Below are 25759 nucleotides of genomic sequence, written 5' to 3' on the forward strand. Positions count from 1 at the left end.
ACATCAGCCGCCTCCCATACTTTGAGTGACCGACTGCCGCACCAGGTCGTAAACAGGCAACAACAGCGCAACGATCAGGAAAAGAAACAAGCCCCCTGCAACCAGGATGATCAGAGGCTTGAGGATTTCCGCGAGCGACTTGACCAACACCTCGAGGCGCTTGCGATAGTCCGCTGCAAGGTGAGAGAGCTGCTGATCCAGGCTACCGGACTCTTCCCCCACTGAAATCATGCGCACTGCCATGGCGGGAAAACCGCCTACGCGCCGCATCGATGAGGACACGGACTCCCCGCGCGAAACCGATTCAGCCACATGGATGAGACGGGTGCGGTAGTAGCGGTTCTTGGTGGCCCGCCCCAGAACGCGCAGGCTGGACACCATGTCTACCCCCGCACGTACGAGGATCGAGAGATGCTCGGTGATATGTGCCATGCCGGAAGACACCAGCAACGTACGAGCAATCGGCAAACGGTGCATGAAGGTATAGGTTGCCAGCTGGAATCGCTCGGACCGTCTGAAGGCAATGACGCCGATCGACACCACGATGACCGTGACCAGCAGCACCCAGGGCAGATGGGTGGACAGCAAGTTCGCAAAGGCCACCAGCCCTTCTGTGATGGGTGGCAGTTTCGCCTGCAGCTGCTTGAACAGGCGCGCCATGTTGGGCACCACGTAGTAGATCCAGAAGATGGCGACGCCAATGATGGAGGCGAACACAAACGCCGGATAGATCAGAGCAGTCTTGATATCGCGCCGGATATTGATCATGCGCTCCACGTGCTCCGCAGCTTCGCCCAGCATGCGGTCCAGAGTACCTGTCTGGTCCCCGATGGAGATGAGGTTACGCACCGTCTCAGGGAACACATTGGGGTGCCGGTTGAAAGCTTCGGTCATGCCCACACCCGCGTTCAGGTCGTCCAGCATGTTGCGTGCAACGGACGCCATGGCGGGGTTGCCAACACTGTGGCTTTCTTCCACCAGGGTGGTCAGCGCATCGAGGGCGGGCACGCCTGCGCGCATCATGAGGCCCAAGTCGCGAAGGAAGCCCGCAAGGTCTTCGCCGCGCACTTGCTTTCGGAACAGATGCAACAGCGCATCGGCCACCACTGCGAGCCAGGCAGGAAAACGCCAGAGGCTGATCACCGTGCCGTCAGTGTCGGCCTCCAGCCGCATGCGAGCCGATAAGTCGCGCTTGACTGCCAGGCGCAACAGTCCCGAGCGCACCCCGCCATGGGGCAGCAGTACGCGGTAGTAATAAGTGTTGAGATTGGCCATGCAATGCTTCCGCCAAAGCGGCTCAGTCCTCGCCCACGGTGCGGAGGATTTCCTCCATCGTGGTCTCACCTGCCAACACGCGGTGTCGCGCCAACGTCAAGATAGGGCGCATGCCTGCTGCCAGTGCGCGTTGCCGCATTTCGGCCCGCGTGGCATCAGAGGCGATGGCGTCCGCCAGATCACGGTTGACCACCAGCATTTCGTACACCGGCAGGCGGCCCAGATACCCTGTGTCGCGGCAGTGATGGCAGCCGGCACCATGGAACACCTGCAGCATTTCGCCCGCAGCGCCCTGCCCCAGCCAGCGGCGCTCATCGTCAGTCGCAAGACGTGGCTTGGCGCAGTGTGGACAAATGCGGCGCACAAGGCGCTGGTTGATCACTGCCACCAGGTTTTCGGCAATCGTTTCCGTGTCCACGCCTAGCAGCTTGAGGCGAGGCATCACCCCAAAAATGCTGCCCACGTGCAAGGTAGACAACACCAGGTGCCCGGTAGAGGATGCGTCGAGCGCTGCACGTGCAGTCTCGGAGTCCCGGATTTCACCCACCAGGATGATGTCGGGGTCATGCCGCAGAAAGTGCCGCATGGCGTTGGCAAACTCGTAGCCCGCACGGCGGTTGACTTCGGTCTGGCAGGCGACCGGGACACGGTATTCCACCGGGTCCTCCACGGTCAACACATTCCGCTCGATCAAAGGCTGCATGCGCAGCGCGGCGTGCAGCGTCGTGCTCTTGCCTGAGCCGGTAGGGCCTGTGATCAGGATAAGGCCGTGCGGACGCGAGAACGCCTTGGCCATGACGGCGACATCCTCCTCCAGAAAACCGAGGTCTGCCAGCTTGTCCAGGTTGCTGCGCTCGGGCAAAAGGCGCAGCACCATGCGCTCGCCAAATTCAGAGATCAAGGTGGAGACACGGATGGTGAAGTTGTGCTCCATCACCTGTGCCGTAAAGCTGCCGTCCTGGGGCAGGCGCTGTTCGCTGGCATCCATGTCGGCCTGCAGCTTGACGTAGACCACTAGGCGGTCCAGGGCCGGCGAGAGCGCGAACACCGGACGCAAAACACCGTCTACGCGCAGCAGCACCGAACGGCTACGCGCCGTGGGCGCCAGATGGATATCCGTCGCCCGTTCGCGCACCGCTAGGTGGAGCATGTGCTCCAGCAAACGGGCGGGGCTGTAAGCACGATCCACGTCGGCTTCAAGCTTGCGGACCTCGCTCTCTATCAGGCGTGCCGGCGGGTGCTCTGCGAAGTAATAGTGCTGCTGGATGGCCTGGGCAACACTATCGAATTCACCTTGGAAAAAATGGCATCCCTTGCCCAGCTTGCGCTGCACAAGTTCGGTCACCGTATCAGGCTGTGCGTCGCCAAGCACTACCTCGATCAGGCCTTCGTCGTTTTCCCGCACAGGCAGGAAGCCATAAGTCAGGCACAACGATCGGTTAAAGATGCCCGCTACCGCAGTATCGGGTTCCGGCATTTCATCGGCGTTGACAAAGCGCAGTCCGCGCTGGCCAGCAAGCTGGCGTGCGACCTCGTTGGCACTTGCGAAACCCAGCTCCACCAGAAGGTTGCCCATAGGCACCTTCTCGATCTTCTGTTTTTGCAACACATAGTCGATGGCGACTGCAGACACAAGGCCGGCATTGACCAATGCAGCGCCCAGGGAAGGACTCTTGTCACGCAGCACCGCCAGGCGATCCTCGGCCGTAGGGCCTGCGGGCTGCAACTGGCCCGAGGCCTCTAACAATGATTCAGCGGGGGGATGCATCCTGATGCTCCAGAAGTAAGAAGGTCAGTTCGTCGGGCTTGCCAGTCGGCGGCAGACCCTGCTGCAGTTGAAAGCGGGCGAACGCCTCTCCAGTCTTCGAACCAAAAAAACCGTCGTCAGGCTCACGCTTGTCCAGAAGGCCCATGCCCTTGAGCTTGCCCTGTACCTTGCGCGTGACCTGCTCGGCGGCCTCGATGTTGCGCGTGTTGTTGCGACTCAGCCATGCGACCCAGGACTCCTTGTCCACACTGAAGCGGCACAGGCGAGTCGACGGTTTCAGGCTGTCGGCCATGCCATCGGGCAGGCGGTAAACATGCACCACCTCGTCAGCAGCAGCTGCCGCCTTGAGCTGGTTTTCACAGGCTTGGCGAGCAGGTACCGCAGCCGCAGGCTGCGCCTTGGGTGTCGGTGCAGTCGCCACGAAGGCGGTCGCAGAGCTGCCATTGGGCGGTAATGCTGAGGCCTCGCCCGACACCGTTGGCCGAACTACCTCGGGGGCGGGAGCTGCCACCACGGGGGCTGCTGGCGATACATGCTCGCTGGGTTGGGTAGCCAACCCCCAGCTGGCCAACGCGACTGTTGCTGTCGTGCCCGCCAGCAGGCCAGCGAGCACCCAGGCCTTGCGACCGCGATGGCCACCAGTCACCTTGGCGATCACTGCGGCTTCATCCCCCAATGCAGGCAGATCGGCCACCGCACGCTGAACAAGGGGCTCGGTCACCACAGATGCCCTGGTACTCGCCAAACCGTACAGACAACGGTCCAGCACCAAGTGAATGCGTCGCAGGTTTCCCTGCGTGGCGCGGTGCAAAACGTCCGCTGCAGCAGGTTCGATGGAGAGACGCCCCTCTGCGCCCGCAGCGTTCACACGAAAATCGAAGTAACGGGTGACTTCATCCTTTTGCAGACCCGACAGCCGAGCGTGTTTGATGATGCGACTCTTGAGCTGACGCAACTCCGGCGTCGCCAGGGTTTCCTCCAGCTCGGGCTGTCCGACCAGCAGGATCTGCAACAGCTTTTCCTGGCCGGTTTCCAGATTGCACAACAAGCGCACCAGCTCGAGCGATTCCACACTGAGGTTCTGCGCATCATCGATCACCAGCAAGCTGATCTCGCCTGCCTGGTGCCCCGCGATCAGGAACTCGGTCAGTCGCGCCAGCCCCTGCTCTACGGAGTCCGAAGGCGGCAAACCGAAGTCAGACTGTATGGCAGACAACAGAGCACTGTCTTGCAAAAAGGTGTTCAGGATCAGCGCGGAGTGGCAGTTCTTGCCACTGAGGGTGTCCAGCAGGCGCCGCACCAGAGTGCTCTTGCCCAGCCCCACTTCTCCTGTCAGAAGAACAAAGCCCTTGCGCGCCTCGATGCAATGCACGATCTCCGCGAAATCCTCCTCCAGCCGCGGCGTGAAGAAGTACGAACCCGCATCCGGCGTCGGCGGAAACGGGTTGCGTGACAACCCCAGCGTGGCATAGATGGAATTGGCCGTCATTGGCGTGCAGCAGGGGTGAACTGGGCCAATGCGGCCCGCAACGCAGCCGAATCTGGTTGCAGTCGCGATGCGGCATCAAGGGTTGCGCGGGCTTCTTCAGTCTTTTGCTGGCGCGACTGAATGCTGGCCAGGTTGATGGCAGCTTCTTCATCGCCAGGCAGCCGCTCAAGGATGGCGCGATAACCGTCTGCAGCAGCAGCATCGCGGCCGGCGCGCAGGTCAAACCAGGCTTGCGCGCGCAACAGTCCCAAAGACCCTGCCGGCAGACGCTCCTTCAACGCAGCCAATTCACGTTCAGCATCGGCCGTACGCGACTCTTTCATGGCGGCGACGAAACGGGCAAAGCGCAGCTCCACCGGAGTGTCATCCACGGCCGGGGCCGTCGCCACTGCGGGCGCAGTCGCCGTATTGGAGCGGTTTACACCATGCGCCTGTCGCATCGCACTGCTGCGGGTCACCGCAGCCGGTGCGTGCGTAGCAACACCACTGCGTGGGCTGGTTGCCACGACCATCTTGGGCGCAGCGGGCTCCATGGCAACAGCCGGAGCGGGAGTCGCTGACTGCACGGGCGCAGTTGCGGGAGCCGCCACAGCGACTGCTGGAGCTGGCACGGCAACAGGCGCAGGAACTACCGGTGCAGGAGCAGCAGCCATGGCAGAGTTGGCGGCCGCAGCAGGGTCAGCAGCGGATACCGTCACTGGCGTTGGCAATGCCGCAGCAGGCGCAGCCGTTTCAGCGACGGGCGAAGCGACCGCCACCGGGGCTGGCGTTGCAGCGGGGGCCGGACTTGTCGCAGCAGCCATCGGCGGCGGCAGTGCCTTGGGCTTCATCTGGGTCTGCCAGACAAACCACCCCAGAATCCCCGCCCCCAATACGACGGCGAAAGCCAGCATGGCATCCAGCCATGCAGGACGGCCACGCACCGCCGCCTTGGAAGCCCTTGCCATGGCAGGCTTGGAATCTTGAGGCGCATCCATGGATTTCAGCGCGTCGTGGATGAGGCTCATAGCACACGCACCCGCAAGACGATCACCAGCTCACGGCTTCCGTGCACTTTGTTCTCATTGCCGAACAGCTTGCCCAGCAAAGGCACGTCAGACACCCCAGGTGCTCCGCGGTCGTTATTGGAGCTGCGCTGGTCGATCAACCCCCCGACCACCACCACGTCGCCATCGCCCACGTTCAAGGTCGTGGTCAGCCCCTTGTAGCTCACCTTGGGAAGGGAGACGAGGTTGTCTCCCCCCACAGCCACCAGTTGCAGGCTGGCAGGGTCGACATCGCTCTGCATGGGATTCAGCAACAGCTCGATGCGGCCATCGTCACGGACCATGGGGAGCACCCCCACCATGACACCGGAGAACACGGTGTCAGTCTGTACGCTGGAAGATGTAGTGGAAGCACCGCCACCAGGAACGGTTTGCGTGGATGCGGACTGCGACACGTAGCGCGAGCTAGTGCCAACGGACAGCAATGCAGGCGTGCCGTTGCGCACTTGCACGTTGGGATTGGACAGTACCTTCAGATTTCCGTAGGAGCGCAGTGCGTTGATCACAATGCCATAGTTGCTGCCTTGGTAAGACATGCCCAGTGCAGGCCCAGCCACGCTACCGATCAGCGCTGCGGGGATGGAAATGGCCCGCGAAGGGTAGCCCGTGCCGGCATTCGGCAACGTACCCGAGCTGCCACCCAGCTGCATGGGCGACGAACCAAAGCCTGCCGCCAGACGGCTGCGCAAGGACGTCCAGTCCACACCGAACTCGAAGTTGTCAGACAGCTGTACATCGATCAGCTGCGCCTCGACATACACCTGCTTGCCCAGCACCTTGTGCACCTGGGCCAACATCTTCTCGACGGCGCGCATCTTGGAGGGACGGGCTTTTACGTACAGCGTGCCAGTCATCTTGTTCAATGTGAAGCCGCTGTCTTCATTCATCGTGGCCAAGGGCGCTTGCGGCAACTGGGCGGGACGTGTTGGGTTGGCCCCACTCCCAATCCAAGGCGACGAGGACGAGCCCGGGGTCGTCATGGTCAGGTTCTGCTGCTGCATTTGCTGCTGCTGGGCCAGGCGGTCTTGGTGCGAGTCACCCAATACCGACTTGAGGGCGGTTTCGATTTCCAGGTACGGATCCGTACTTCCGCCGCCAGAGCCCGACATGGTCAGGCTGCCCTGTTGGGCACCCGATCCGCCGCCCCCGCTGCTTCCACTCCCGCTTCCGCCCCCGCCGCCCGAATTGGAGCTGCCGAAAACGTTACCGCCAGAGCCCATCTGTATGCTGGTCTTGGTGTTGAGAAAGTTCAATGAAAAGAACTTCTCCTCGGTAAGGTTCACTCGCAGCGTATTGCCACGGAATTCGCCGGCCACGTCATAGGTGCGCAGCACTTCGTTGAAGCCTTCACGCAGTGTCACCTGGCGCAAGTGCATGTCGGCAAGCTGCCCGCCCTTCAGCACATTGGGATCAACGATCAGGTTCAGGTTTCCTGCGTCGGCAAACGCACTCAAGATCTGGCTGATGCTGGCTCGGGACATGGCCACATTGATCAGCTTGCCTTCCAGCGGATCGAACACCGGGGCCACCGGAGCGATGACCGGTGCCGCTGCCGTCTTGTTGATTTCGGCCAGCAACATCTGCTGATGTACCAGCAAACGCTGGGCCTCTTGCGCAGCGTGCTCGCGCATCTGGTCTGCTGCAGTGGTATCTGGCGGCGGGAGGCTGGAAGCGCTGCGGGGCGAAGGGCTGGCGCAACCAGCCAGCACCAGGGCGGCACATACCAGCGCCAATGGCTTGAAAAATGGAGGATTGTTCATGTCGCTGTCCTTGGCGCTACTAGCGTGATTTCTTGAAATGGTCATGAGGAGAAGCCAACGGGAGCCCACAACGCGATGCACACGTCGAACCGCGAGTCACGTTGTCTGTCTGCTGCCAGCGGACCTTCGTGGTCATGGCAAGCTCTTGATAGGGCCAGGTTGTCCGCCCGGCAGACCCGAGCGGAACTCCTGGGTATTAATGCTTGCCAGCGATCCGTCAGGCCAGCGCAGCGTTCCCACCCGCAGTTCCCCCTGAGGCAGCGTCAAAGTCTGACGACCCAGCCGCTCGGTAACCACCGCCTCGCTGGGGCGCACCTGCACAACACGCCCACCGCCCTCCAGCCGTGCACCCTGGCGTGCCAGTTGGCCGTCAATCACCACAGACTGCCGCTCAGAGGCCAGATCGTCCAAATGCAATGACAGGGAGCGGCGCGGCATTTGCACACTGCCCACCACATCACTGCCAGGCACTGGCAGCGCAATCAGACGCTGCGGATCGGTGCCTGCCGCCATCGTCTGCGCCTGGATGCGAGACATGGCGCCAAAGGCCTCGGTCACGCGCTCCTGATCCGTGCGCAAAGCGGCTGGCAAGGGCGCCAGCTCCACGGTCATGGGACGCATCGACGGAGTGCGTGCTTGAGTGAGCTGAAACACACCATAGAGCCCCCAGCCGAGCAAAAGAATGGCGAGCCCATTGAGAAGTAAAGCCGCGTATTTCATGGTTTCACATTTCCTGGAGCAGCTGCATTGGCCACCAGCTCATACGAGAAAGAACCTGGCAGCGTGAAGGTGGGGTCCACCGCCCGGAGCGTCCAGCCAGCCGCTGCCATCTGGGAGACCCAGCGTGTCACAGAAGCCGAGGCACCGGGTGCAACCACGCCGTCTACACGGAAGGCTTTTTTACCGGGTTGTGCACTCCCTAAAGAGCTCGTCGTTTCCAGACGTACTCGCTGAATCCGAATGTCCTTGTTGGAGGCAGCTTTCAACACTGCCATGAACGCCACTGGATCATGGCGCGCGCCCTCATCCAGCGTGCGCGAGAACTCGGCCACCGGCAGCAGCTTCCCCGGAGCTTCCACCAACGACACCGCCTGGATTCGGCTTTGCAGGGCCTCCAGCTCAGCGCGCTGGTTCATTCCCGCATTGCGCTGCTGATCCGCCAGTTGCCCGACCAGCACGCCCACGATGGCCAGAACGATGCCGACGAGCGCCGTTACCACGGTGATAGGAGCCACCCAGCGCTCGGCACGCCACGCCACCCGCTCCAGACTAGGATTCAGTGCATGGCGGCCTGCAGCCTTGCGCGCCAATGTCGGCATCACGGTATGTACCCGCTCAGCAGCCAGCGTCATCTCTTGCGCATGCATGACCACTGGCGCCCCGCCCACTACGCTGCGTACAGCTGCGAGGCAGGTGTCCACATCCGCAGGCTGCGTAGACCACAGCGTGCACCACTCCACAGCCTCCGCACCCAGCCGCATCAACAAGGTACTGTGGTTGCTGGTCAGCACCTGGGCCGCACTGGCCATGGCAGATGGCCCAGAACCCAGCGCCTGGGTTGAGCCAAAAACCATGCCTTCTTCGGATTGCACAAAACACATCAGCCGCCGCTGGGACAGCGCGACGCGCGCACTGCCAGACGCCACGCCGTCACACAGGAGCCCGCCAGCCATCATCACCAGGCAATGGTCGTCCTGCTCCTTGGCCCATTGCGTGCAACGCTGCCACAGATCCAGCGAAATCGCCGAGAAGAACACCTGAAAGCCGCCCGGCAATTTGACCAACCGGTGCACCACGACATGGGCAGCGCCTTCGACGAGGCCTTGCGTACGCACACGCTTTTCAACCAAAGCGGCTGCGTATTCGGTCTTGCCCTCGAAACGCCAGACGTCGGTATAGACGTCGTCCATGTCCAACACCACCAGCGCGCTGTGGGTCAGACGCGGCCATGCTGGAACCTCTTCGACCTGATGCCCGTGGCAGTGCAGCCAGCCGGAGCTGGCGACGCGATACACATGTTCCGCACTCATGGAGTCACCTTCGGCGATGGAGAGACAGACGCCGTCTGAAAGTGCAGCGTGCCCGTGACACCCAGCAAAAGCCCTTGGTCGCCGGGCATCGGGGGTTGGAACAGGCTGGCTTCAGGCGACACAGTAGCGATCTCGAAAACATCAGCCACGAAGATCTGCCCTGCTCCGCCACGACCCAGTTCACCCAGGAACTGAGCAGCCTCGACCCGCGTCGCGGGGGCTACGGCCCGGCGTAAGCGACGTTCACCCCATTGGGACGGGTCAAAGCCCATGCGTTCCACCTGTTGGGAAACGTCTTTGATAGAACGCACCAGTTGCTCGCGCCGCTGCACTTCAGGCACAAGACTGCGGGCGCTTTCGAGCCCCTGTTGCAACTGAGCGAATTGCTGGCGCTCCCAAGCCAGTTGCTTGAGACCGCGCTGCGCCAACCAGGCTCCACCGCCGAGCAGGGCAGTGGCCAGTGCCAGACAGGCCAGCTTGAGCGTACGGGTGCCGTTCAATTACTGCTCCATGATCCAGTGGGCGGTCAGCAAGATGACCTGGTCTTCGTCGAAAGTGCGGCCCCCGGCCGTGCCTCCCGCGTTCCCAGCGGCATTGACTACGGGCGAGCGCGCATCACTGGTGTTCATCTGGGTGCTGTTGCCGCCCACATTGATGGCAACGCCCTGCGTGTTGTTGGCCTCCCACTGGGTGCCGGGTGCATTGGCTTCGGTGGATGCCGTCTGCTGGGGGCGGCCCTGGATGCGGAAGCGGCCTTCGCGGGAATCCGGCTTGCCATCGATCACCTGGTCCATGAAACGCGCAAGATCGGGCGTCAGTCCACGAATCACCATGACGTTCCCCGCCCCGCTTGCGACGCCCGCGTTGTTGAACTGGAAGCAAACTTGCAGCTCAGCCGGGTTGCCATTGGAGTCGATGTAGAGGAAGCGGTCTTCGTGTCCTTCACCACGGCCAGGGGGCATACGCACACCAGCACGGGTCATCAGTTCGCGCAGGTTCAGTGTTGCCAGCGTAGTGTCGCCAGCACCGACCGTGTCTGCAGCGTAGCCCTGGCCAGAGCAGATTTTGCGACCACGGTCTGTGAAGCTGGCTGGAATGCCGGGAACAGCCATGGAACCCGCACGCGTGCAAGCGTTGCCGCCGTTGATAGAGGTTTCAGAACCATCCACCATGTAGGTTGGCGCCTGCTGGCAATCACCCACCACCACGCCGGTTCGCTGGTAGTACTGGTCGTAGGCCATCTTCCACTGATAGGCGAACTTGTTGACGGCCTTCTGGTATTCCGCATTGCGCTGGACGTCCTTGGCGATGGCCACGGCACCGATGATCAGGCCGATGACGGCCAGCACGATAGCCAGTTCAACCAGAGTAAAACCTTGCTGGACCTTGCGGCCCAGCCCACGAAACGAATGCATCTTTTTCATTGAAACCTCCAACGAGGGGAATAAGTTGTGTAAAGGGTCAAGGGTGAAACGGCTCAAGCCACATCACTGATTCATGCGATAGATGGCCGTGACGATGGCAATCTGGTCTTCGTCAAAAGCACGATCATTGGTCGTGCCGATCTGGTCACGGTTGGAGGCTTGCCACTCCTGCCCCGGCGCATTGGGATTGGTGCCGCCAGCGTTGTTCAGCACGCCCTGGCGACGGAAACGGCCTTCACGCTCGTCCGGCTTGCCGTCGATCATTTGATCCAGCGCGCGTGCCAGGTCAGGCGTCAGGCCGGTGATGACCATCACGTTGCCCATGCCATCACCCACTGCATTCGCGGCAGAGCCATTACCGAGCGGCACGTTCCACTGGAAGCACACCTGGACTTCTTGTGGGTTGCCATTGGTGTCCAGATAGACATAGCGGTCTTCCAGACCTTCCGCACGGCCGGGAGGCATGCGGATACCGGCACGCGTCATCAGGGCACGCAGGTCAGGATCCGTACCAGCGGTGAATCCTCGCGTCATGCCCTGCCCTGCTGCCGCACGGCAAATGGCGTTGGGCGGCGTGACACCGGTCATGTCGCGGCCAGAGCGTGTACCAGCTGCCAGAAAACGCTCGCCGTTGACCATGTTCTGAGGGGCAGTCTGGTTGTCTCCCAGAACGACGCCCGTGCGCTGGTAGTACTGGTTGTACGCCTGCTCCCACTGGTCAATGAACTTGTTCTTGATCTTGGTGTACTCGGCGTTGCGCTGCACATCCTTGCCGATGGCCACGGCACCGATGATGAGACCGATAACTGCCAGCACAACCGCCAGCTCGACCAGCGTGAAACCCTGCTGACGCGTTGATGGCGAGCGGCGGGCCAGGTTCTTGAATACTTGGTTCATGATGTTGTTTTCCTCGCCCTGATTACTGGTTCATCTTGTAGATGGCGGTCAGGGTGATGACCTGCTCTTCGTCACGGGTGTTGCCCGCGCCGGTGGCCGTGGTGGCGCCTGCGCCGCGGCCGAAGGAGTTGTTGGCAGACCATTCCACACCAGGACCATTCGGCGTGCCGTTGGCGATGCCCCGCAGGCGGAAGCGACCTTCTTGCGCGTCAGGCTTGCCATCAATCATCTGGTCCAGCATGCGTGCCAGGTCGGGAGTCAGGCCAGAGATGACCATGACATTGCCCGAGCCCTCGGGTGTCGTGGGTCGGTTCCACTGAAAGCACACCTGGATTTCCTGCGGCGAGCCGTTGGTATCGGTGTAGACATACAGGTCTTCCTGCCCCTCTGCACGACCAGGCGGCATGCGGATGCCTGCGCGCGTCATGTAGGCACGAAGGTCATTCACATTGACCGTAAAAGGAGAGTCTGAGCGCATGGTCCCGGCTTCAGGATTGCGCGAGCAAACGGGGACTGGCTCGGAGCCAACTGCGACCAGTGCAGCCATGTCACCACCCGAAGTGGGAGAGCCCGCTGCTGCCACGTAAGCAGTGCCGTTCACCATGATGCGGGGCGCCGTCTGGCTATCGCCCACCACCACGCCGGTGCGCTGGTAGTACTGGTTGTACGCCTGCTCCCATTGGTCAATGAACTTGTTCTTGATCTTCGTGTACTCGGCATTGCGCTGCACATCCTTGCCGATGGCCACGGCGCCGATGATCAAGCCGATGACGGCCAACACAACAGCCAATTCCACCAGGGTAAAACCACCCTGCGTCGCTCGGGAACCGGGAGAACAGTGTGCGCGCCGAGCAGGCAGGACGGAGAAAAGTGATCGCATGATTTCCTCAGGCGTTGAAAGAAGAGTGAGCGCGGAGATTACTAAACGTAACGAAAGTAAACAATTAAAAATTGGCGTCAGCGATCCACGCGTTTTGCATCCCTCAACTGCCTTGCGGCACTGCTGGCAACGCTTGCTTGGTGGCGTCCGACCCGCATCCCATCCATCTATTTTTTTGATATGAATCAATGGCTTACTGCCACTCTTTGTCTAATCACCAACTTCAAAAGATGGTGCGCAAGCATCGCGCAAGTGCCCTCGCTTAGCCATAGTGCGTATGTATTAGTGACACAACAGCAACAAAAACAAACAATTAGTCATGCTTTTCAATAGCTCATAGCTATCGAAAAGCTCAGGGTTTTCCTGACCAAAAAATCCAGGGAATTCAGAACTTGCCAACAGGCCTGGCGTTTGCGCCAACCTCACACGGGCAGGCAGGCGGAAAGGCTCCGCAAAGTGAGCAACATTTAGCGAGCGCAGAACCTCCCGCCAAAGATCGGGGCGGAGATGGTCGCGGCTACCCAACCCTCGCAGGGTGCAGCTGCGAGGCATGCGTGTGGGTGTAAACCATCGGCATAACAAACCAGGGGCGTATGCGCGTTGCGCCCATTCTCAAAACTGTTTTATCTCTTTGATCGCAGGGGAGGAAGATCCCATGCGGTGTGACGGCAGCGTTGCTCACCCCACCGCCGTCCACTTCTGCTCACTGGCAGCAGAGGCCAACACCCGCTCGATAAAGTGCACCCCACGCGCCCCGTCTTCCACACGCGGGTAGTCGGCGTGCAGCGAGTCGGCCGCCGTGCCTGTCTGCCGCGCGCGGATGTCGGCAGCAACACCCAGGTAGACGTTGGCAAAGGCTTCGATGAAGGCCTCGGGGTGACCTGAGGGAATGCGCCCGGCGCGCAGCGCGGCCGGGCTGAGCCAGGGTGAGCCACGCGTGAGGATGCGGCGCGGACCGTCCACGGGGGAGTGGATGAGCTGGTTGGGCTCCTCCTGCCGCCAGGTGATGGTGCCCAGCGTGCCGGACACCTGCAGGCGCAGGTCGTTCTCCAGCCCCGCTGCCACTTGCGATGCCACGATGAAGCCACGTGCACCGCTGTCGTAGCGCAGCAGCAGCTGGGCATCGTCGTCCAGCTGCCGCCCGGCGCCAAAGGTGGTGAGGTCGGCGCACACCCAGGCGGGGTGCTGGCCGGTGACGGTGGCGGCCAGGTTTTCGGCGTGTGATCCGATGTCGCCCAGCGTGCCTGCGCTGCCGCTGCGCGCCGGGTCCAGCCGCCAGTCGGCCTGCTTGTTGCCGCCGCCCTGCTCCACCGCCGTGGCCAGCCAGCCCTGGTTGTATTCGACGGTGATCTTGCGGAGCTGGCCGAGCGCGCCGCTGTGCACCAGGTGGCGCGCCTCGCGCACCATGGGGTAGCCGGTGTAGTTGTAGGTCACGCCGAACACGGTGCCCGCCTTCTTCACGGCGGCCACCAGCTCGTCGGCCTGCGCGCGGGTGTGCACCAGCGGCTTGTCGCACACCACATGGAAGCCCGCCTGCACAAACGCCAGCGCCACCGGGTGGTGCACATGGTTGGGGGTGACGATGCTCACCAGGTCGATGCGCTCATGCGCCGGGCGGCGCAGTTCGTCTGCCAGCAGGTCTTGCCAGCTGCCGTGGTTGCGGTCGTCCGCCAGGCCCAGTTCGGCGCCGGATGCGCGCGCCCGATCGGGCGAGGATGACAGCGCGCCCGCCACCAGTTCAAACTGGCCGTCGAGCGCCATGGCCTTTCGGTGCACCGCGCCGATGAAGGCGCCGTGGCCGCCGCCCACCATGGCGTAGCGGAGCTTTCTAGGACTGGACATACGAAACGCCTTTGCTCGCTGTGCGTTGTTGTTATCGGTTTTATGGACGGAGCGCGGCTAGGCCTGCTTGTCGCGCGCAAACACGGCGTCGAATGCACCCACCGCCGGCTTGAAATCCAGCCGTTTGCAGAACGCCGCGCTCTCCGTGGCGCCGTGCACGCGGTCCATGCGGCTGTCTTCCCACTCCACCGAGAGCGGGCCCTGGTAGCCGATGTCGTTGAGCGCGACGATGATGGATTCGAAATCGATCATCCCGCGCCCCACGCTGCGAAAGTCCCAGTTCCGCCGCGCGTCGCCAAAGCTGGTGTGCCCGCCAAAGGTGCCCACCGTGCCGTCGCCCTTGCCCCACCACACGTCTTTCATGTGGGCGTTGTAGATGCGGTCGGCAAACTGGCGGATGAACTTCACGTAGTCCACGCCCTGGTAGGCCAGGTGGCTCGGGTCATAGTTGAAGCCGAAGCGCTTGTTGCCGCCCACCGCCGCAATGGCGCGCTCTGCCGAGGCAATGTCGAACGCGATCTCGGTGGGGTGCACTTCCAGCGCGAAGTTGATGTCGTGCTGCTCGAACACGTCGAGGATGGGGCCGAAGCGCTGCGCGAAGTCAGCAAAGCCCTTGTCCCAATACGATTGCGTGGTGGGCGGGAAGGCATAGATCGAATGCCACACCGACGAGCCCGTGAAGCCCGTCACCGTCTTCACACCAAACTTTGCGGCAGCGCGCGCGGTGTCGGCCAGCTCGCTCGCGGCCCGCTGGCGCACGCCTTCGGGCTCGCCGTTGCCCCACACATGGGGCGGCAGGATGGACTGATGGCGCTCGTCGATCAGGTCGCACACGGCCTGGCCCACCAGGTGGTTGCCGATGGCAAAACACTGCAGGCCGTGCTGGGCCAGCAGTGCGTGTTTGTCTTTGACGTACTGGGGCGACGACAGCGCCTCCTGCACGTTGAAATGGTCGCCCCAGCACGCCAGCTCCAGGCCGTCGTAGCCCATGCTTTTGGCCAGGGGCGCGAGTTGCGCCAAAGGCAGGTCGGCCCACTGGCCGGTGAAGAGGGTGACGGGTCTTGGCATGGCTACTCCAAGGGGCGTGGGGTTGCAGATACATTGCAGCCAGCAGCTATGTTTTTGATAGCTGCCAGCGCATGATGAATAGGCGCTACAGGCCTATTTGATTCAAAACGCCATCAGAAAGGCGAATCAGGGAAGTAGAAGTCCTTCGCCGTTTCCTTGGTGATCAGCACCGACGGAATGATGGTGTTGGCGGGCAGCTTCTCGCCCTTGATGCGCGCCTCGGCCGTGAGCTTGATTGAGTCGTAGATGAACTTGGGGCTGTACGACACGTTGGCCTGGATGAGCGGGTTGCTGCCGTCCATCAGCGTCTTGATCATGCCCTTGGCACCCGCGCCGCCAAACACCAGCTTGATGTCCTTGCGCTTGGCCTGCTCGATGGCCTTGAGCACGCCCACGGCCATGTCGTCGTCGGCGGCCCACACGGCGTCGATCTGCGGGAAGCGGGTCAGGTAGTCCTGCATCACCTTGAAGGCATCGTCGCGGTTCCAGTTGGCGTACTTGGCATCCAGCAGCTTGATGCCGGGGTGGTTCTTCAGCACGCTGTTGAACGCGTCCATGCGCTCGTTGTCCAGCGTAGTCGCAATGCCGCGCATGGCCACCACATTGCCCTTGCCGCCCAGTGCCTTGGCGATGTACTCGGCCGGAATCTTGCCAAACGCCGTGTTGTCACCCGCGACATACGCGTCCTGCGCGCTGGTGTCGGTCAGGCCACGGTCCACCACCGTCACGTACACGCCCTTGGCCTTCACCTGCGCCACCGGCTTGGTCAGCGCGGCCGATTCAAACGGGAAGATGACCAGCGCGTTGATCTTGTTCACCGTCACCAAGTCCTGCAACTGGTTGGCCTGCTCGGGCGCGCCGCCTGCGGTCTTCACGATGACCTGCAGGCCGGGGTGGGCCTTCTCCAGGTCCTTCTTGGCCTGGTTGGCCCAGTACACGATGCCACCGGTAAAGCCGTGCGTGGCCGACGGAATGGCCACGCCCACCACCGTCTTGTTGGCCTGCGCCATGGCGGGGGCGGCCAATACAAGGGCAGCGGCGCCCACGGCCGAGAGGGCCAGGCGGCGGGTGAAAGAAAGTTGGCTGTTCATGCGTTGTCTCCTGTTGCTTTGGAATATGGCCAAGAAAGCTGGCCGGCTGGGGAACACGAAAGTCAAACGACCTACCGAGAAAACCAATCCAGAAAATCCATCACCGTTTTCCGCGCTGCATGAACGCTACGGCAATGATCACGAAGCCCTGCACCGCCGCATTCAGGTACACGCTGATGATGCTGGTGAGGTTGAGGATGTTGCTGATGACCGAGAGCAGGATGGCGCCCACCACCGTGCCGGTGATGCTGCCCGCCCCGCCCTTCAGGACGGTGCCGCCCACGATGACGGCGGCAATCGCCTCCAGCTCCCACAGCAGGCCCGTGGTGGGCGATGCAGAGCCCAGGCGCGGCACATACAGCAGCGTGGCAATGCCCACGCACACGCCGAGCAGCATGTACGTGAGGATCTTGATCTTGTGCACATCCACCGCCGCGTACTGCGCCACCTGCTCGTTGGAGCCGATGGCCTGCACATAGCGGCCATAGGCCGTGCGGTTCAGGATCACGCCGCCGATGACAGCCACCAGCAGGAAGATCCACACGGGGATCGGCACACCCAGCAGGTTGGCGTAGTACACCGGGCTGTAGATGTCCGACAGATCGTTCTCCAGCGTGATGGCCCCGCCGTTCGAAAAATACGTGAGGTACGCGCGGAAGATGCCCAGCGTGCCCAGCGTCACGATGAAGGGCTCGATGCGCCCTTTGGTGATGAGCAGGCCGTGCACCAGCCCGAACACCGCGCCCAGCACCACCGCCAGCAGCATGCCCACTGCCACGGCGGCCATGGGCGAGCCCAGCAGGGGCGCCATTGCGTTCATGAACAAGATGACCGAGCCTGCGATCAGCGCCGCCATCGACCCCACCGACAGGTCGATGCCGCCCGAGATGATCACAAAGCACATGCCCACCGCGATGATGCCGATGAAGGCCGTGCGCGTGAGCACGTTCATCACGTTGTCGTAGGTGGCGAAATTGCTGTTGAGCAGCGTGCCCGCGATGCACAGCAGCACCAGCCCGATGACCGGGCCCAGCCCGTGCAGCTTGCCCCACCAGGCCGTGGCGCCGCCGTGGCGGCCTGCACCGGGTACCACGGGTGGTGCGGGTGCTGCGGCAGCCGCTGCGGTGGATGCGTTTTCAGCGGGTACCTGTGGCATGTGCGATCAACTCCTCTTCGGTCAAATTTGGCTCTTGCAGCGTGGTCTGCAGACGGCCGGCGCGCATCACCGCCACGCGGTGGCACAGGCCGATCAGCTCCATCAGTTCGGAAGAAATCACCACCACCGCCAGCCCCTGCTCTGCCAAGCGCTGCACCAGGTGATAGATCTCGCGCTTGGCGCCCACGTCCACGCCGCGCGTGGGCTCGTCCAGCACCACCACGCTGGGGCCGGGGTGCAGCACCTTGGCCAGCGCCAGCTTTTGCTGGTTGCCGCCCGACAGCGACGACGCGCGCACCTCCAACGACCCGGTGCGGATGCCGAACTCCTGCACCGCATCGCGCAGCGCGGCCTGCTCGGCCGCCGGGTCGAGCCAGGGCTTGGCATAACACTCCAGCGCCATCAGCGTCAGGTTGGGACGCAGGCCAAAGTGCACATGCAGGCCCTTGCCTTTGCGGTCTTCGCTCAAGTACGTCAGGCCATGGCGCGCCGCATCGCGCGGGCTCTTGAGCTGCACCTGCTTGCCCGCCAGTTCCACCGTGCCGGCCGAGCGCGGGCGCAGGCCCAACAGGCCCTCGAACAGCTCCGTACGCCCGGCGCCCACCAGCCCGGCAAAGCCCAGAATCTCGCCGCGCCGCACTTCAAAGCTCACATCCTCGGCCCACCCCGGCACCGTCAGGCCGCGTACCTTGATGGCCGGTGCGCCATCCTGCGGTGCAGGCAGCTTGGGCGGGAACAAATCCGCCAGCTCGCGGCCCACCATCAGGTTGGCCATCTGCCGCCGCGTCACGCTGGCCGTGGGCTCGCGCGCCACCAGCAAGCCGTCACGCATCACGATCACCTCGTCGGTGGTGCGCTCCACTTCGTCGAGCTTGTGCGATATGTAGATGATGGTCACGCCCGCGGCCTTGAGCCCGGCCATCAGCGCAAACAGGCGCTCCGTCTCGCCCAGGGTGAGCGTGGCGGTGGGCTCGTCCATGATGAGCAGGCGCGCATCGCGGGCCAGCGCGCGGGCAATCTCCACCAGCTGCTTTTCAGCCACGATGAGCTTGCGCACCCGCGTGTCGGGGTCCAGCGGCAAACCCACCTGTGCCAAGGCAGCGCGCGTCTTCTCGCGCATCGCCTTGTCATCAAGGAAGGGGCCGCGCTTGATCTCGTGGCCCAGGAAGATGTTCTGCGCAATCGTCAGGTCGTCCGCCAGGTTGAACTCCTGGTGGATGAGCACAATGCCCTGCGCCTCGGCCGCGCGCGAGCCGCCGCCCGGGGCGCGCACCGCACCGTCCACCACCACCTCGCCGGTGGTCGGGCTCTCGTACCCCGCCAGAATCTTCATCAGCGTGGACTTGCCCGCGCCGTTCTCGCCCAGCAGGCCGTACACCCGGCCCGGCTGCAGCGCAAAGCCCACGCCGTGCAGCACGCGCACCGGGCCAAACTCTTTGGTGACGTTGCGGAACTCGACGGCTACGCTCATCGCACAGCCCCTGTTCCTACAACTGCTCCAACGCCCGCACCCGTCACCGAGCCCGCACGTGACAGGCTCTCCTGCATTGCCAGCACGCCCGCGCCCACCACACCGGCATCGTCGGCCAGCGGCGCGTATTGAATCTCCAGATGCCGCGTGGAAAGCGCCAGCGACCGGTGGTACACGCTCTGCCGCACCGACGCGAGGAACAGCGGCCCCATGTCCGTCACCCGCCCCGCAATGAACACATGCGACGGGTTGAAGAAGTTCACGATGGACGCCAGCATCTGCCCCACCAGGCTGCCCGCGCGCTGGATGATCGCGTTGGCCGCCACATCGCCCGTGCGGCTGGCCTGGGCCACGTCTTCAATCGTCAGCGTGCCCGTGCTTTGCAGGCGCTCGGCCAGCAGCGCGCTTTCGCCGCGCTGCGCGGCCTCTATGGCCATGCGCGCCATGGCGGGTGCGGCTGCCATCGCCTCCACACAACCCTGGTTGCCGCAGTGGCAGCGCGGGCCGTGCTGGTCCACACAGATGTGGCCCACATCGCCTGCCGAGCCATTGGCGCCCCGGTACACCTGCCCGTGGCACACAATGCCGCAGCCAATGCCCGTGCCCACCTTGATGACCAGGAAGTTGGGCAGATTGCGCTGCAGCCGGTACATCTCGCCCAGCGCCATCAGGTTCACGTCGTTGTCCACAAACACCGGCGCGGCAAACGCCTCGCGCAGGTAGTCGCGGATAGAAAAGCCGTCCCAGTCGGGCATCAGCGGCGGGTTGACGAGCTGCCCGCTTTCAAAATCCACCGGCCCCGGCACGCCCATGCCGATGGCAATCACCTGACTCGCGGCCAGTCCACAGCGCGCCAGCAGCTCGCGCATCAGCCCCCGCACCCGCGCCAGGATCACACCCGGCCCCTGGCGCACATCAATGGGCTCGCGGTGCCGCGCCAGCACCGTCATGTCGGGCCGCATGATGGCCACCTGCATGCTGGTCGCGCCCAGGTCGGCGCCAATCACCACGCCCAGGGTTTCGCTCAAACGCAGGGTTTCGGCCCGCCGGCCGCCGGAGGATTCCTGCAAGCCCACCTCGTCGAGCAGGCCTTCGTCCAGCAGCGCCGCCACCATGGCGTTGGCCTTGCTCTTGGAATAGGCGAGGCGCTGCGCAAGCGCATTGCGCGACGCGCCTGCGGACCAGAAGATGGTCTGCAAGACGCTCAGGTCTTCAGTGCCGCAGTGACTCCAGCGGGTGGATGGCAAGGCTTGTCTCCTGTCATGTTTTTGTGCAGCACCTCATGGGTGTGGGTGCTTGACAGGGATGCTATGCGGTCTACTTTGGCCGGGCAAGACTGAACTTTGACCTAAAAGTGTTCAAAGCAAGAATATATGCGCAACCGCTCTGATTGCTGAGAGGCACAGCACTTCAACTCAAGCACAGACGGAACTGGAGTAATCAAGACCGTTTTGCCGGTAGGCAGTGCTCCCAATCTTGTGGGACGAGGCATCGTTGAAGCTACTGCCAAAATGCGGCAGAGGCCCCAATAGAGATGGCGGCAGATGAATTGCAACGCACGCTATCGTTAACTTTAGGTCTAAGGATTTGATGCATGAAATATTCACCTGCCCCAGACAACCCCAACCAGATCGAACTATTGATCGAGAAAGACAAAGACCGCCTTTTCTCTACGCTGCACACGTACCTCGTGTTGAATGCGTGTTTCGCGAAGGGTTTCTTGCCCTCAGAAGAGTGGTTACCTGGTGATTGGTTTTTCTACCAGTGCAAGGCGTATGGCCCATTGGAGATCCGGCTTCCTTTGGTAGGTCCAATTGAGAACGCGAAACTCGGGTTGGAGGCCAACTACATAAAGCTGACAGTGGTGCCTTTGACGCCTAGGCCGGATTCATCGTTGTCAGCACCGAACGTTCATGCCTACGTGTTCAAGATGATTTTCCCAATCTTCACGGAGTTTTATGAAAACCATCTTGGCGAAATCCGCAGTTGCTATGGTGACGCCGCAGCCAAATGGCCGACCATCTGGCAATTTGCACGTATTGTGCGAAACGCCATGGCCCATGGATCGCACATCAACATCACAAATCCCAATGCCGCGCCGGTGAGCTGGAAAGGTCTGAGCTACGGACCGGCACAAAACGGACGCAAGATTTTTGGCGCAGATATTGAGGTCGGGGACATTCTCATGCTGATGTTCTTGATGTCTTCCGCCCTAGATGGAGTCGATATTGCCAACAAGCTACGTGGACTCTGACCACTGTCGGCCAATGCAGTTGCACCGCCTCATCTCTAAATACCCTCTGCTAACGCAATGTGCCCAATTTCGTCTCCTGGCCGAATGTTGCCCGTCCTCCTAATCACACGCACGCCACCCATCCCCTAAACGCAAACCCTACATAAAACATCCGCACATCGCGAAACCCCGCCTCGCGAAGCACAGCCTCATCCTCCTCCGGCGTCAGCACCGCCAGCTCCGCAGCCACCTTGTCCCGCGCCCTGGCTGCATGCTCCAGCGCTACGCCGGACGCCACCTGAAACGCGGCATAGCGCGACAGCCACAGATCGCGCTCCCCTGCCCCGTCCTCGCCGCCAGGGCCTGTGCCATCCGCCACGCTCAGATGTGCCACCACCAACGGCGCCCCGGGCTTCAAACGCCGCCGGATCTCTACCAGCATGGGCACCCGCTGCTCACGCGGCACAAAGTGAAAAGTCAGCAGGCACGTAGCGCCATCAAACGGTCCGGCCGGAGCGCTCTGCACGTAGCCGTGGTGCAGCGCCACGCGGTCGCCTGATACGCCAGCGCTTTGCAGCCGCTGCGCCGCCGAGTCCAGCATGGGCTGGCTGGGGTCCACACCGTCAAACCGCCAGCCGGATTGCGCCAGCGCCATGTCTTCCAGCTCCAGCCCGCCACCTGCGCCCACCACAAGCACGCGGCCGTGGGCGGGCACGCGCTCGGCCAGCAGGATGCGCGACATGCGCAGCAGGCTGTCGTAGCCGGGCACGTTGCGGCGGGGGCCTTCGGCGTAGCGGGCGACGGCGGCGGGGTCGGTGAAGGGGGAGGTGTGCTGGTGGGTCATCGGGCTGGTTGGGGGGTGCGGCCGCAGCGGTGTCTGCAACGGTGGTGGCAGGGAAAATTCAGCATCAAATTGGCCTTTTCCGCGCGTCCAGCCGCCCCCGAAACTATTGATTGAGTAGCAACCTGCCGCGGCGTTGGCAGGGTTTGTTGTGCCATGCTAGCATCACGCAACTTTTAATGTTGCATGAAACGAGATAGCCGCCTTTCCAACGTCCTCCACGCGCTGCTGCACATGGCAGAGATGGAGGGGCCCGCCACGTCTGAGGCCATGGCGCAGGCCATGCAGACCAACCCCGTGGTGGTGCGCCGCCTGATGGCGGGGCTGCGGTATGCGGGGTTTGTCACCTCGGCCAAGGGGCATGGCGGCGGGTGGGTGCTGTCGTGCCCACTCACCGACATCACGCTGCGCGACATCTACGAGGCGCTGGGGGCGCCCACGCTGCTGGCGGTAGGTAACAGGGTGGAGAGCCCCGGCTGCATCGTGGAGCAGGCGGTGAACCGCGCGCTGACCGATGCCTACCAGGCGGCCGAAGAGGCGCTGCTGGCGCGGCTGGGCGAGGTAACGCTGGCGCAGCTCTCGGCCGAGTTTCATGAACGCATGGTGGCCGGGTGCCACGGTCACAAGGAGATGGAGCATGGCGACAGCAGCAATGACAACCACCCAGGCGTATGAGGTGATCGTGATAGGCGGCAGCTTTGCCGGCCTGTCGGCCGCGATGCAGCTAGCGCGTGCCCGGCGGCGGGTGTGTGTGGTGGATGCAGGCCAGCCGCGCAACCGGTTTGCGGCCGCGTCGCACGGCTTCTTTGGGCAAGACGGCGAGTCGCCGCTGGCGATGATCGAGCAGGCGCGGCGCAAGCTGGCGGCCTATCCCACGGTGGGTTTTGTGCAGGGCACGGTGGTGTCTGCCACGCCGCAGCACAGCGCGGGGTCGCCGGAGAATGGGTTTGAAGTGGTGCTGGACGATGGCACAACCCTGGAGGCCCACAAGCTGGTGCTGGCGTTTGGCGTGCAGGATGGTTTGCCCGACATTGCTGGCCTGCGCCAGCGCTGGGGCGCATCGGTTTTGCACTGCCCGTATTGCCACGGCTATGAATTTGCAGGCCAGCGGCTGGGCGTGATGTACCACTCGCCAGGCTCGGCCATGCACGCGCAGCTGATTGCCGACTGGGGCCAGACCACCCTCTTCCTGAATGGAGACACCACGCTGGAGAGCGCCGAGCGCGAGCGACTGCTGGCGCTGGGCATAACCATCGAGCCCGCGCCCATCGTCGCGCTGGAAGGACCGGGCCAGGCGCTGCAGGGCGTGCGCCTGCAGGCCACCGGCAGCGGTGACGCGCGCGTGGTGCCGCTGGATGCGCTGTATGTGGCGGCCACCCCCCGCCCCGCCAGCCCGCTGGCCGGGCAACTGGGCTGCGCGTTTGACGATGGGCCCATGGGCCCGTACCTCCGCACCGATGCGAACACCAAGATGACCACCATGCCCGGCGTGTATGCCGCTGGCGACCTGACGCTGATGCGGCACAACGCCACGCTGGCATCGGCCGAAGGGGTGCTGGCGGGTGTGGGGGCGCACCAGGCGCTGGTGTTTGGGGCGTGACCCAGCTTGCCGGGTGCGCGCAGGGTGTGACTGGGGGACTCAACACACGGCGCACGGACCAACGGTTGACGCAGCCCGCAGCGGGCACCTACACTGCCCTGTCGCGTCCGGCCCTTTGGGCCTGAGCGAGCCGCAAAGCCCTCCACCACCGTTGAGGGCTTTTCTTTTTGGTCCATCGCATTGAAGGCTCTCCCTGCTTGCAGAGAGGGCTTTTTTGCATTTCTGGAGCCCTTTTTGATGCACGCCACTTCCACACACACGGCCCCAGCAGGCGCCGCCGCCCCCTCCCCGCGCATCCACCTGGTCATCGGCCCCGTGGGCGCAGGCAAGTCCACCTTTGCCCGCCAGCTGGTGCAGCAGCACTGCGCCGTGCCGCTGAACCTGGACGACTGGATGGCCACGCTGTTTTCAGCCGACCGACCCGATACTTCGGACGCCATGGCCTGGTACGTGCCCCGCACGCTGCGCTGTCTGACGCAGATCTGGAAGACGGCCGAGGCCATGCTGAACGCGGGTGGCGATGTGGTGCTGGAGGTGGGCCTGATCCAGCAGCACCAGCGCGATGCGTTTTACGCCCGCATGGGGCCATGGGCCGATGCCATGGTGGTGTATGTGCTGGACGCACCGCGCGAGGTGCGGCGCGCGCGTGTGTTGCGGCGCAACGCAGAACAGGGCGCAACGTTTTCGATGGTGGTGCCACCGCACATCTTTGAGCTGGCCAGTGACCTATGGCAGCCACCGGACAAAGTGGAGTGCGCGAACCACACCGTGGTGTGGGTGCCCGTGGCGGACCACTGGGCTTGAGGACATGGCGCAGGCCTGGCTGCAATTTGCAGTGCGGGCAACGGCGCAGCCCGGGCCGCACCGTCCTAACCGCAGCGCTCAGGCCTGGGCCACCTGCTGCAGCAATGCGTCGAAGTTGCCGTGCAGGGCCTGGCTGCCCAGCACACGGCGGCGGCCGGTGGCGGCGTCGCCCACTGCCAGTTGCGGCACGCCTTGCGCACCCAGGGCTTGCATGTCGGCCCGGGCGGCGGCCACGCGCTGCAGCATGGCGGCGCGCAGGGCATCGGTGGGCTCGTGCACCAACTCTGCGGCTGCATGCAGGCCCAGGGCGCTCAGCACGTCGGCCAGCACGGTGGGCGCCGTGGTGTCGCGCCCGTCCACATACCGTGCGTGCTGCAAGGCGTGCAGTGCCTCCAGCTCGCGCGCGGGCTCGGTCTGCGCCACGGCGGTGAGGGCCAGCGTGGCAGGGCCCGAGTCAAAACGTCTGGCCGGCTGGCCCAGCACCTGCTCGCGATAGGCCTGGCTGAACGGCTGGCCGGTGAGCTGCGCGATGCGCTGGTCGTTGGACCAGGCGTAGGCGGCAAATTGCGCGTCCATGGGCCGGGCGCCTGCGCCTGCAAACAAGCCCGTGGGCGCCAGCACCACCTGCACGCCGGGCGTGGCTTGCAAGCGGGCCAGCACGGGTGCGGCGGCGTAGCACCAGCCGCACAGGGGGTCGAACAGGTACGTCACGGTGACGGTGGGCGTGGAGGGCATGGATCAGGGTCTCTCTTCAGAATCTTCAGGATCAGGCGGTGTGGAGGCGGCCGGTGCCGCTGCGGGTGCAGCCTGGGCAAGCTGGGTAAGGTGTGCGGCCAGTGCGGCCTCAAACGCTGCGATTTCTTCGGCCAGCGTGCCCCGGCTGCGGAAGTGGCGGGCGGCGCGGTCGTACCAGTTTTCGGCGTCTTCCAGGTCGCCCTCTTGCAGGTGCAGGATGCCGTGCAGCCAGGCGCCTAGCATCGTGCCGTCGTGCTGCACCAGATCGTGCGCTGCGTTCCAGCGCCCGGCGTGCAGGTGCTGCAGGACTTGTTGGAGCGGGTGTGTGGCGGTCACGATCTGGTTCCTT

Annotated in this window: 24 protein-coding genes; 4 read left to right on the forward strand and 20 right to left on the reverse strand. The window is 63.4% G+C overall.

The genetic code is table 11. The annotated features are described in order from the left end of the window. Positions 1-3 precede the first annotated feature (3 nt). The 17 genes from CLU87_RS11620 to CLU87_RS11700 all read right to left on the reverse strand — a co-directional run bounded on the left by CLU87_RS11620 (position 4) and on the right by CLU87_RS11700 (position 20444). On the reverse strand, positions 4-1275 hold the full coding sequence (locus CLU87_RS11620) for a type II secretion system F family protein (RefSeq protein WP_056063918.1): 1272 nt from the start codon (positions 1273-1275) through the stop codon (positions 4-6). 22 nt (positions 1276-1297) lie between these two features. Then, positions 1298-3043: a GspE/PulE family protein gene (locus CLU87_RS11625; RefSeq protein ID WP_099730536.1), complete on the reverse strand. Its 1746-nt coding sequence runs from the start codon at positions 3041-3043 to the stop codon at positions 1298-1300. Continuing rightward, on the reverse strand, positions 3027-4532 hold the full coding sequence (locus CLU87_RS11630) for an ExeA family protein (RefSeq protein WP_099730537.1): 1506 nt from the start codon (positions 4530-4532) through the stop codon (positions 3027-3029). The genes CLU87_RS11625 and CLU87_RS11630 overlap by 17 nt, the downstream gene beginning before the upstream one ends. Next, positions 4529-5539, reverse strand: coding sequence for a tetratricopeptide repeat protein (locus CLU87_RS11635; protein ID WP_099730538.1), 1011 nt, complete (start codon positions 5537-5539; stop codon positions 4529-4531). The genes CLU87_RS11630 and CLU87_RS11635 overlap by 4 nt, the downstream gene beginning before the upstream one ends. Next, positions 5536-7338: a pilus (MSHA type) biogenesis protein MshL gene (gene mshL / locus CLU87_RS11640; RefSeq protein WP_099730539.1), complete on the reverse strand. Its 1803-nt coding sequence runs from the start codon at positions 7336-7338 to the stop codon at positions 5536-5538. Before mshL ends, CLU87_RS11635 begins: the two co-directional genes overlap by 4 nt. Before the next feature lie 132 nt (positions 7339-7470). Continuing rightward, a complete protein-coding gene (locus tag CLU87_RS11645; protein WP_233193774.1) occupies positions 7471-7959 on the reverse strand; it encodes a hypothetical protein in 489 nt (162 codons plus the stop codon). A 95-nt stretch (positions 7960-8054) separates the two neighbouring features. Then, the gene (locus CLU87_RS11650) at positions 8055-9368 is read right to left on the reverse strand and encodes a hypothetical protein (RefSeq protein WP_099730541.1); all 1314 of its coding nucleotides are present in this window, start codon (positions 9366-9368) and stop codon (positions 8055-8057) included. Further along, the gene (locus CLU87_RS11655) at positions 9365-9868 is read right to left on the reverse strand and encodes a hypothetical protein (protein WP_056063937.1); all 504 of its coding nucleotides are present in this window, start codon (positions 9866-9868) and stop codon (positions 9365-9367) included. Before CLU87_RS11655 ends, CLU87_RS11650 begins: the two co-directional genes overlap by 4 nt. Then, positions 9869-10792: a type II secretion system protein gene (locus CLU87_RS11660; protein ID WP_056063940.1), complete on the reverse strand. Its 924-nt coding sequence runs from the start codon at positions 10790-10792 to the stop codon at positions 9869-9871. Between the two features lie 63 nt (positions 10793-10855). Beyond that, entirely contained in the window at positions 10856-11689 is an 834-nt protein-coding gene (locus tag CLU87_RS11665) for a type II secretion system protein (RefSeq protein WP_056063942.1), read from the reverse strand. Positions 11690-11711: 22 nt separating this feature from the next. Continuing rightward, a complete protein-coding gene (locus CLU87_RS11670) occupies positions 11712-12569 on the reverse strand; it encodes a type II secretion system protein (protein WP_099730542.1) in 858 nt (285 codons plus the stop codon). Positions 12570-13247: 678 nt separating this feature from the next. Beyond that, positions 13248-14411, reverse strand: coding sequence for a Gfo/Idh/MocA family protein (locus CLU87_RS11675; RefSeq protein WP_099730543.1), 1164 nt, complete (start codon positions 14409-14411; stop codon positions 13248-13250). 57 nt (positions 14412-14468) lie between these two features. Next, positions 14469-15479 carry a sugar phosphate isomerase/epimerase gene (locus tag CLU87_RS11680; protein WP_099730544.1) on the reverse strand — a complete coding sequence of 337 codons (1011 nt, stop codon included), beginning with the start codon at positions 15477-15479 and terminating at the stop codon, positions 14469-14471. Between the two features lie 113 nt (positions 15480-15592). After that, on the reverse strand, positions 15593-16570 hold the full coding sequence (locus tag CLU87_RS11685) for a substrate-binding domain-containing protein (protein ID WP_099730545.1): 978 nt from the start codon (positions 16568-16570) through the stop codon (positions 15593-15595). Positions 16571-16670: 100 nt separating this feature from the next. Further along, positions 16671-17726: an ABC transporter permease gene (locus CLU87_RS11690; RefSeq protein WP_199170819.1), complete on the reverse strand. Its 1056-nt coding sequence runs from the start codon at positions 17724-17726 to the stop codon at positions 16671-16673. Beyond that, complete coding sequence (locus tag CLU87_RS11695; protein WP_099730546.1) at positions 17707-19197, reverse strand: sugar ABC transporter ATP-binding protein; 1491 nt, start codon at positions 19195-19197, stop codon at positions 17707-17709. The genes CLU87_RS11690 and CLU87_RS11695 overlap by 20 nt, the downstream gene beginning before the upstream one ends. Continuing rightward, complete coding sequence (locus tag CLU87_RS11700; protein ID WP_369804312.1) at positions 19194-20444, reverse strand: ROK family transcriptional regulator; 1251 nt, start codon at positions 20442-20444, stop codon at positions 19194-19196. The genes CLU87_RS11695 and CLU87_RS11700 overlap by 4 nt, the downstream gene beginning before the upstream one ends. A gap of 347 nt (positions 20445-20791) precedes the next feature. Here CLU87_RS11700 and CLU87_RS11705 point away from each other — a divergent pair, with 347 nt between their 5' ends. Further along, a complete protein-coding gene (locus CLU87_RS11705; protein WP_099730547.1) occupies positions 20792-21451 on the forward strand; it encodes a hypothetical protein in 660 nt (219 codons plus the stop codon). A 103-nt stretch (positions 21452-21554) separates the two neighbouring features. On the opposite strand, the gene CLU87_RS11710 is transcribed toward CLU87_RS11705, so the two are convergent. Then, positions 21555-22274, reverse strand: a complete 720-nt coding sequence (locus CLU87_RS11710; protein ID WP_099730548.1) for a class I SAM-dependent methyltransferase — start codon at positions 22272-22274, stop codon at positions 21555-21557. A 183-nt stretch (positions 22275-22457) separates the two neighbouring features. On the opposite strand from CLU87_RS11710, the gene CLU87_RS11715 reads away from it, so the two are divergent. The 3 genes from CLU87_RS11715 (at position 22458) to CLU87_RS11725 (ending at position 24675) form a co-directional block, all read left to right on the forward strand. After that, the gene (locus CLU87_RS11715; RefSeq protein ID WP_099730549.1) at positions 22458-22946 is read left to right on the forward strand and encodes an Rrf2 family transcriptional regulator; all 489 of its coding nucleotides are present in this window, start codon (positions 22458-22460) and stop codon (positions 22944-22946) included. Continuing rightward, positions 22909-23871 (forward strand): NAD(P)/FAD-dependent oxidoreductase, encoded by a 963-nt coding sequence (locus CLU87_RS11720; protein WP_233193775.1) that lies wholly within the window; start codon positions 22909-22911, stop codon positions 23869-23871. The genes CLU87_RS11715 and CLU87_RS11720 overlap by 38 nt, the downstream gene beginning before the upstream one ends. Before the next feature lie 237 nt (positions 23872-24108). After that, entirely contained in the window at positions 24109-24675 is a 567-nt protein-coding gene (locus CLU87_RS11725) for an ATP-binding protein (protein ID WP_099730551.1), read from the forward strand. A gap of 78 nt (positions 24676-24753) precedes the next feature. Here CLU87_RS11725 and CLU87_RS11730 read toward each other — a convergent pair whose 3' ends face one another. Together CLU87_RS11730 and CLU87_RS11735 are read right to left on the reverse strand one after the other, a co-directional pair. Further along, positions 24754-25410, reverse strand: a complete 657-nt coding sequence (locus tag CLU87_RS11730) for a DsbA family protein (RefSeq protein ID WP_099730552.1) — start codon at positions 25408-25410, stop codon at positions 24754-24756. A 3-nt stretch (positions 25411-25413) separates the two neighbouring features. Further along, positions 25414-25749, reverse strand: coding sequence for a hypothetical protein (locus CLU87_RS11735; RefSeq protein WP_233193866.1), 336 nt, complete (start codon positions 25747-25749; stop codon positions 25414-25416). Between the last annotated feature and the right edge of the window lie 10 nt (positions 25750-25759).

Source organism: Acidovorax sp. 59, assembly GCF_002754175.1.
GTDB lineage: Bacteria > Pseudomonadota > Gammaproteobacteria > Burkholderiales > Burkholderiaceae_C > Acidovorax > Acidovorax delafieldii.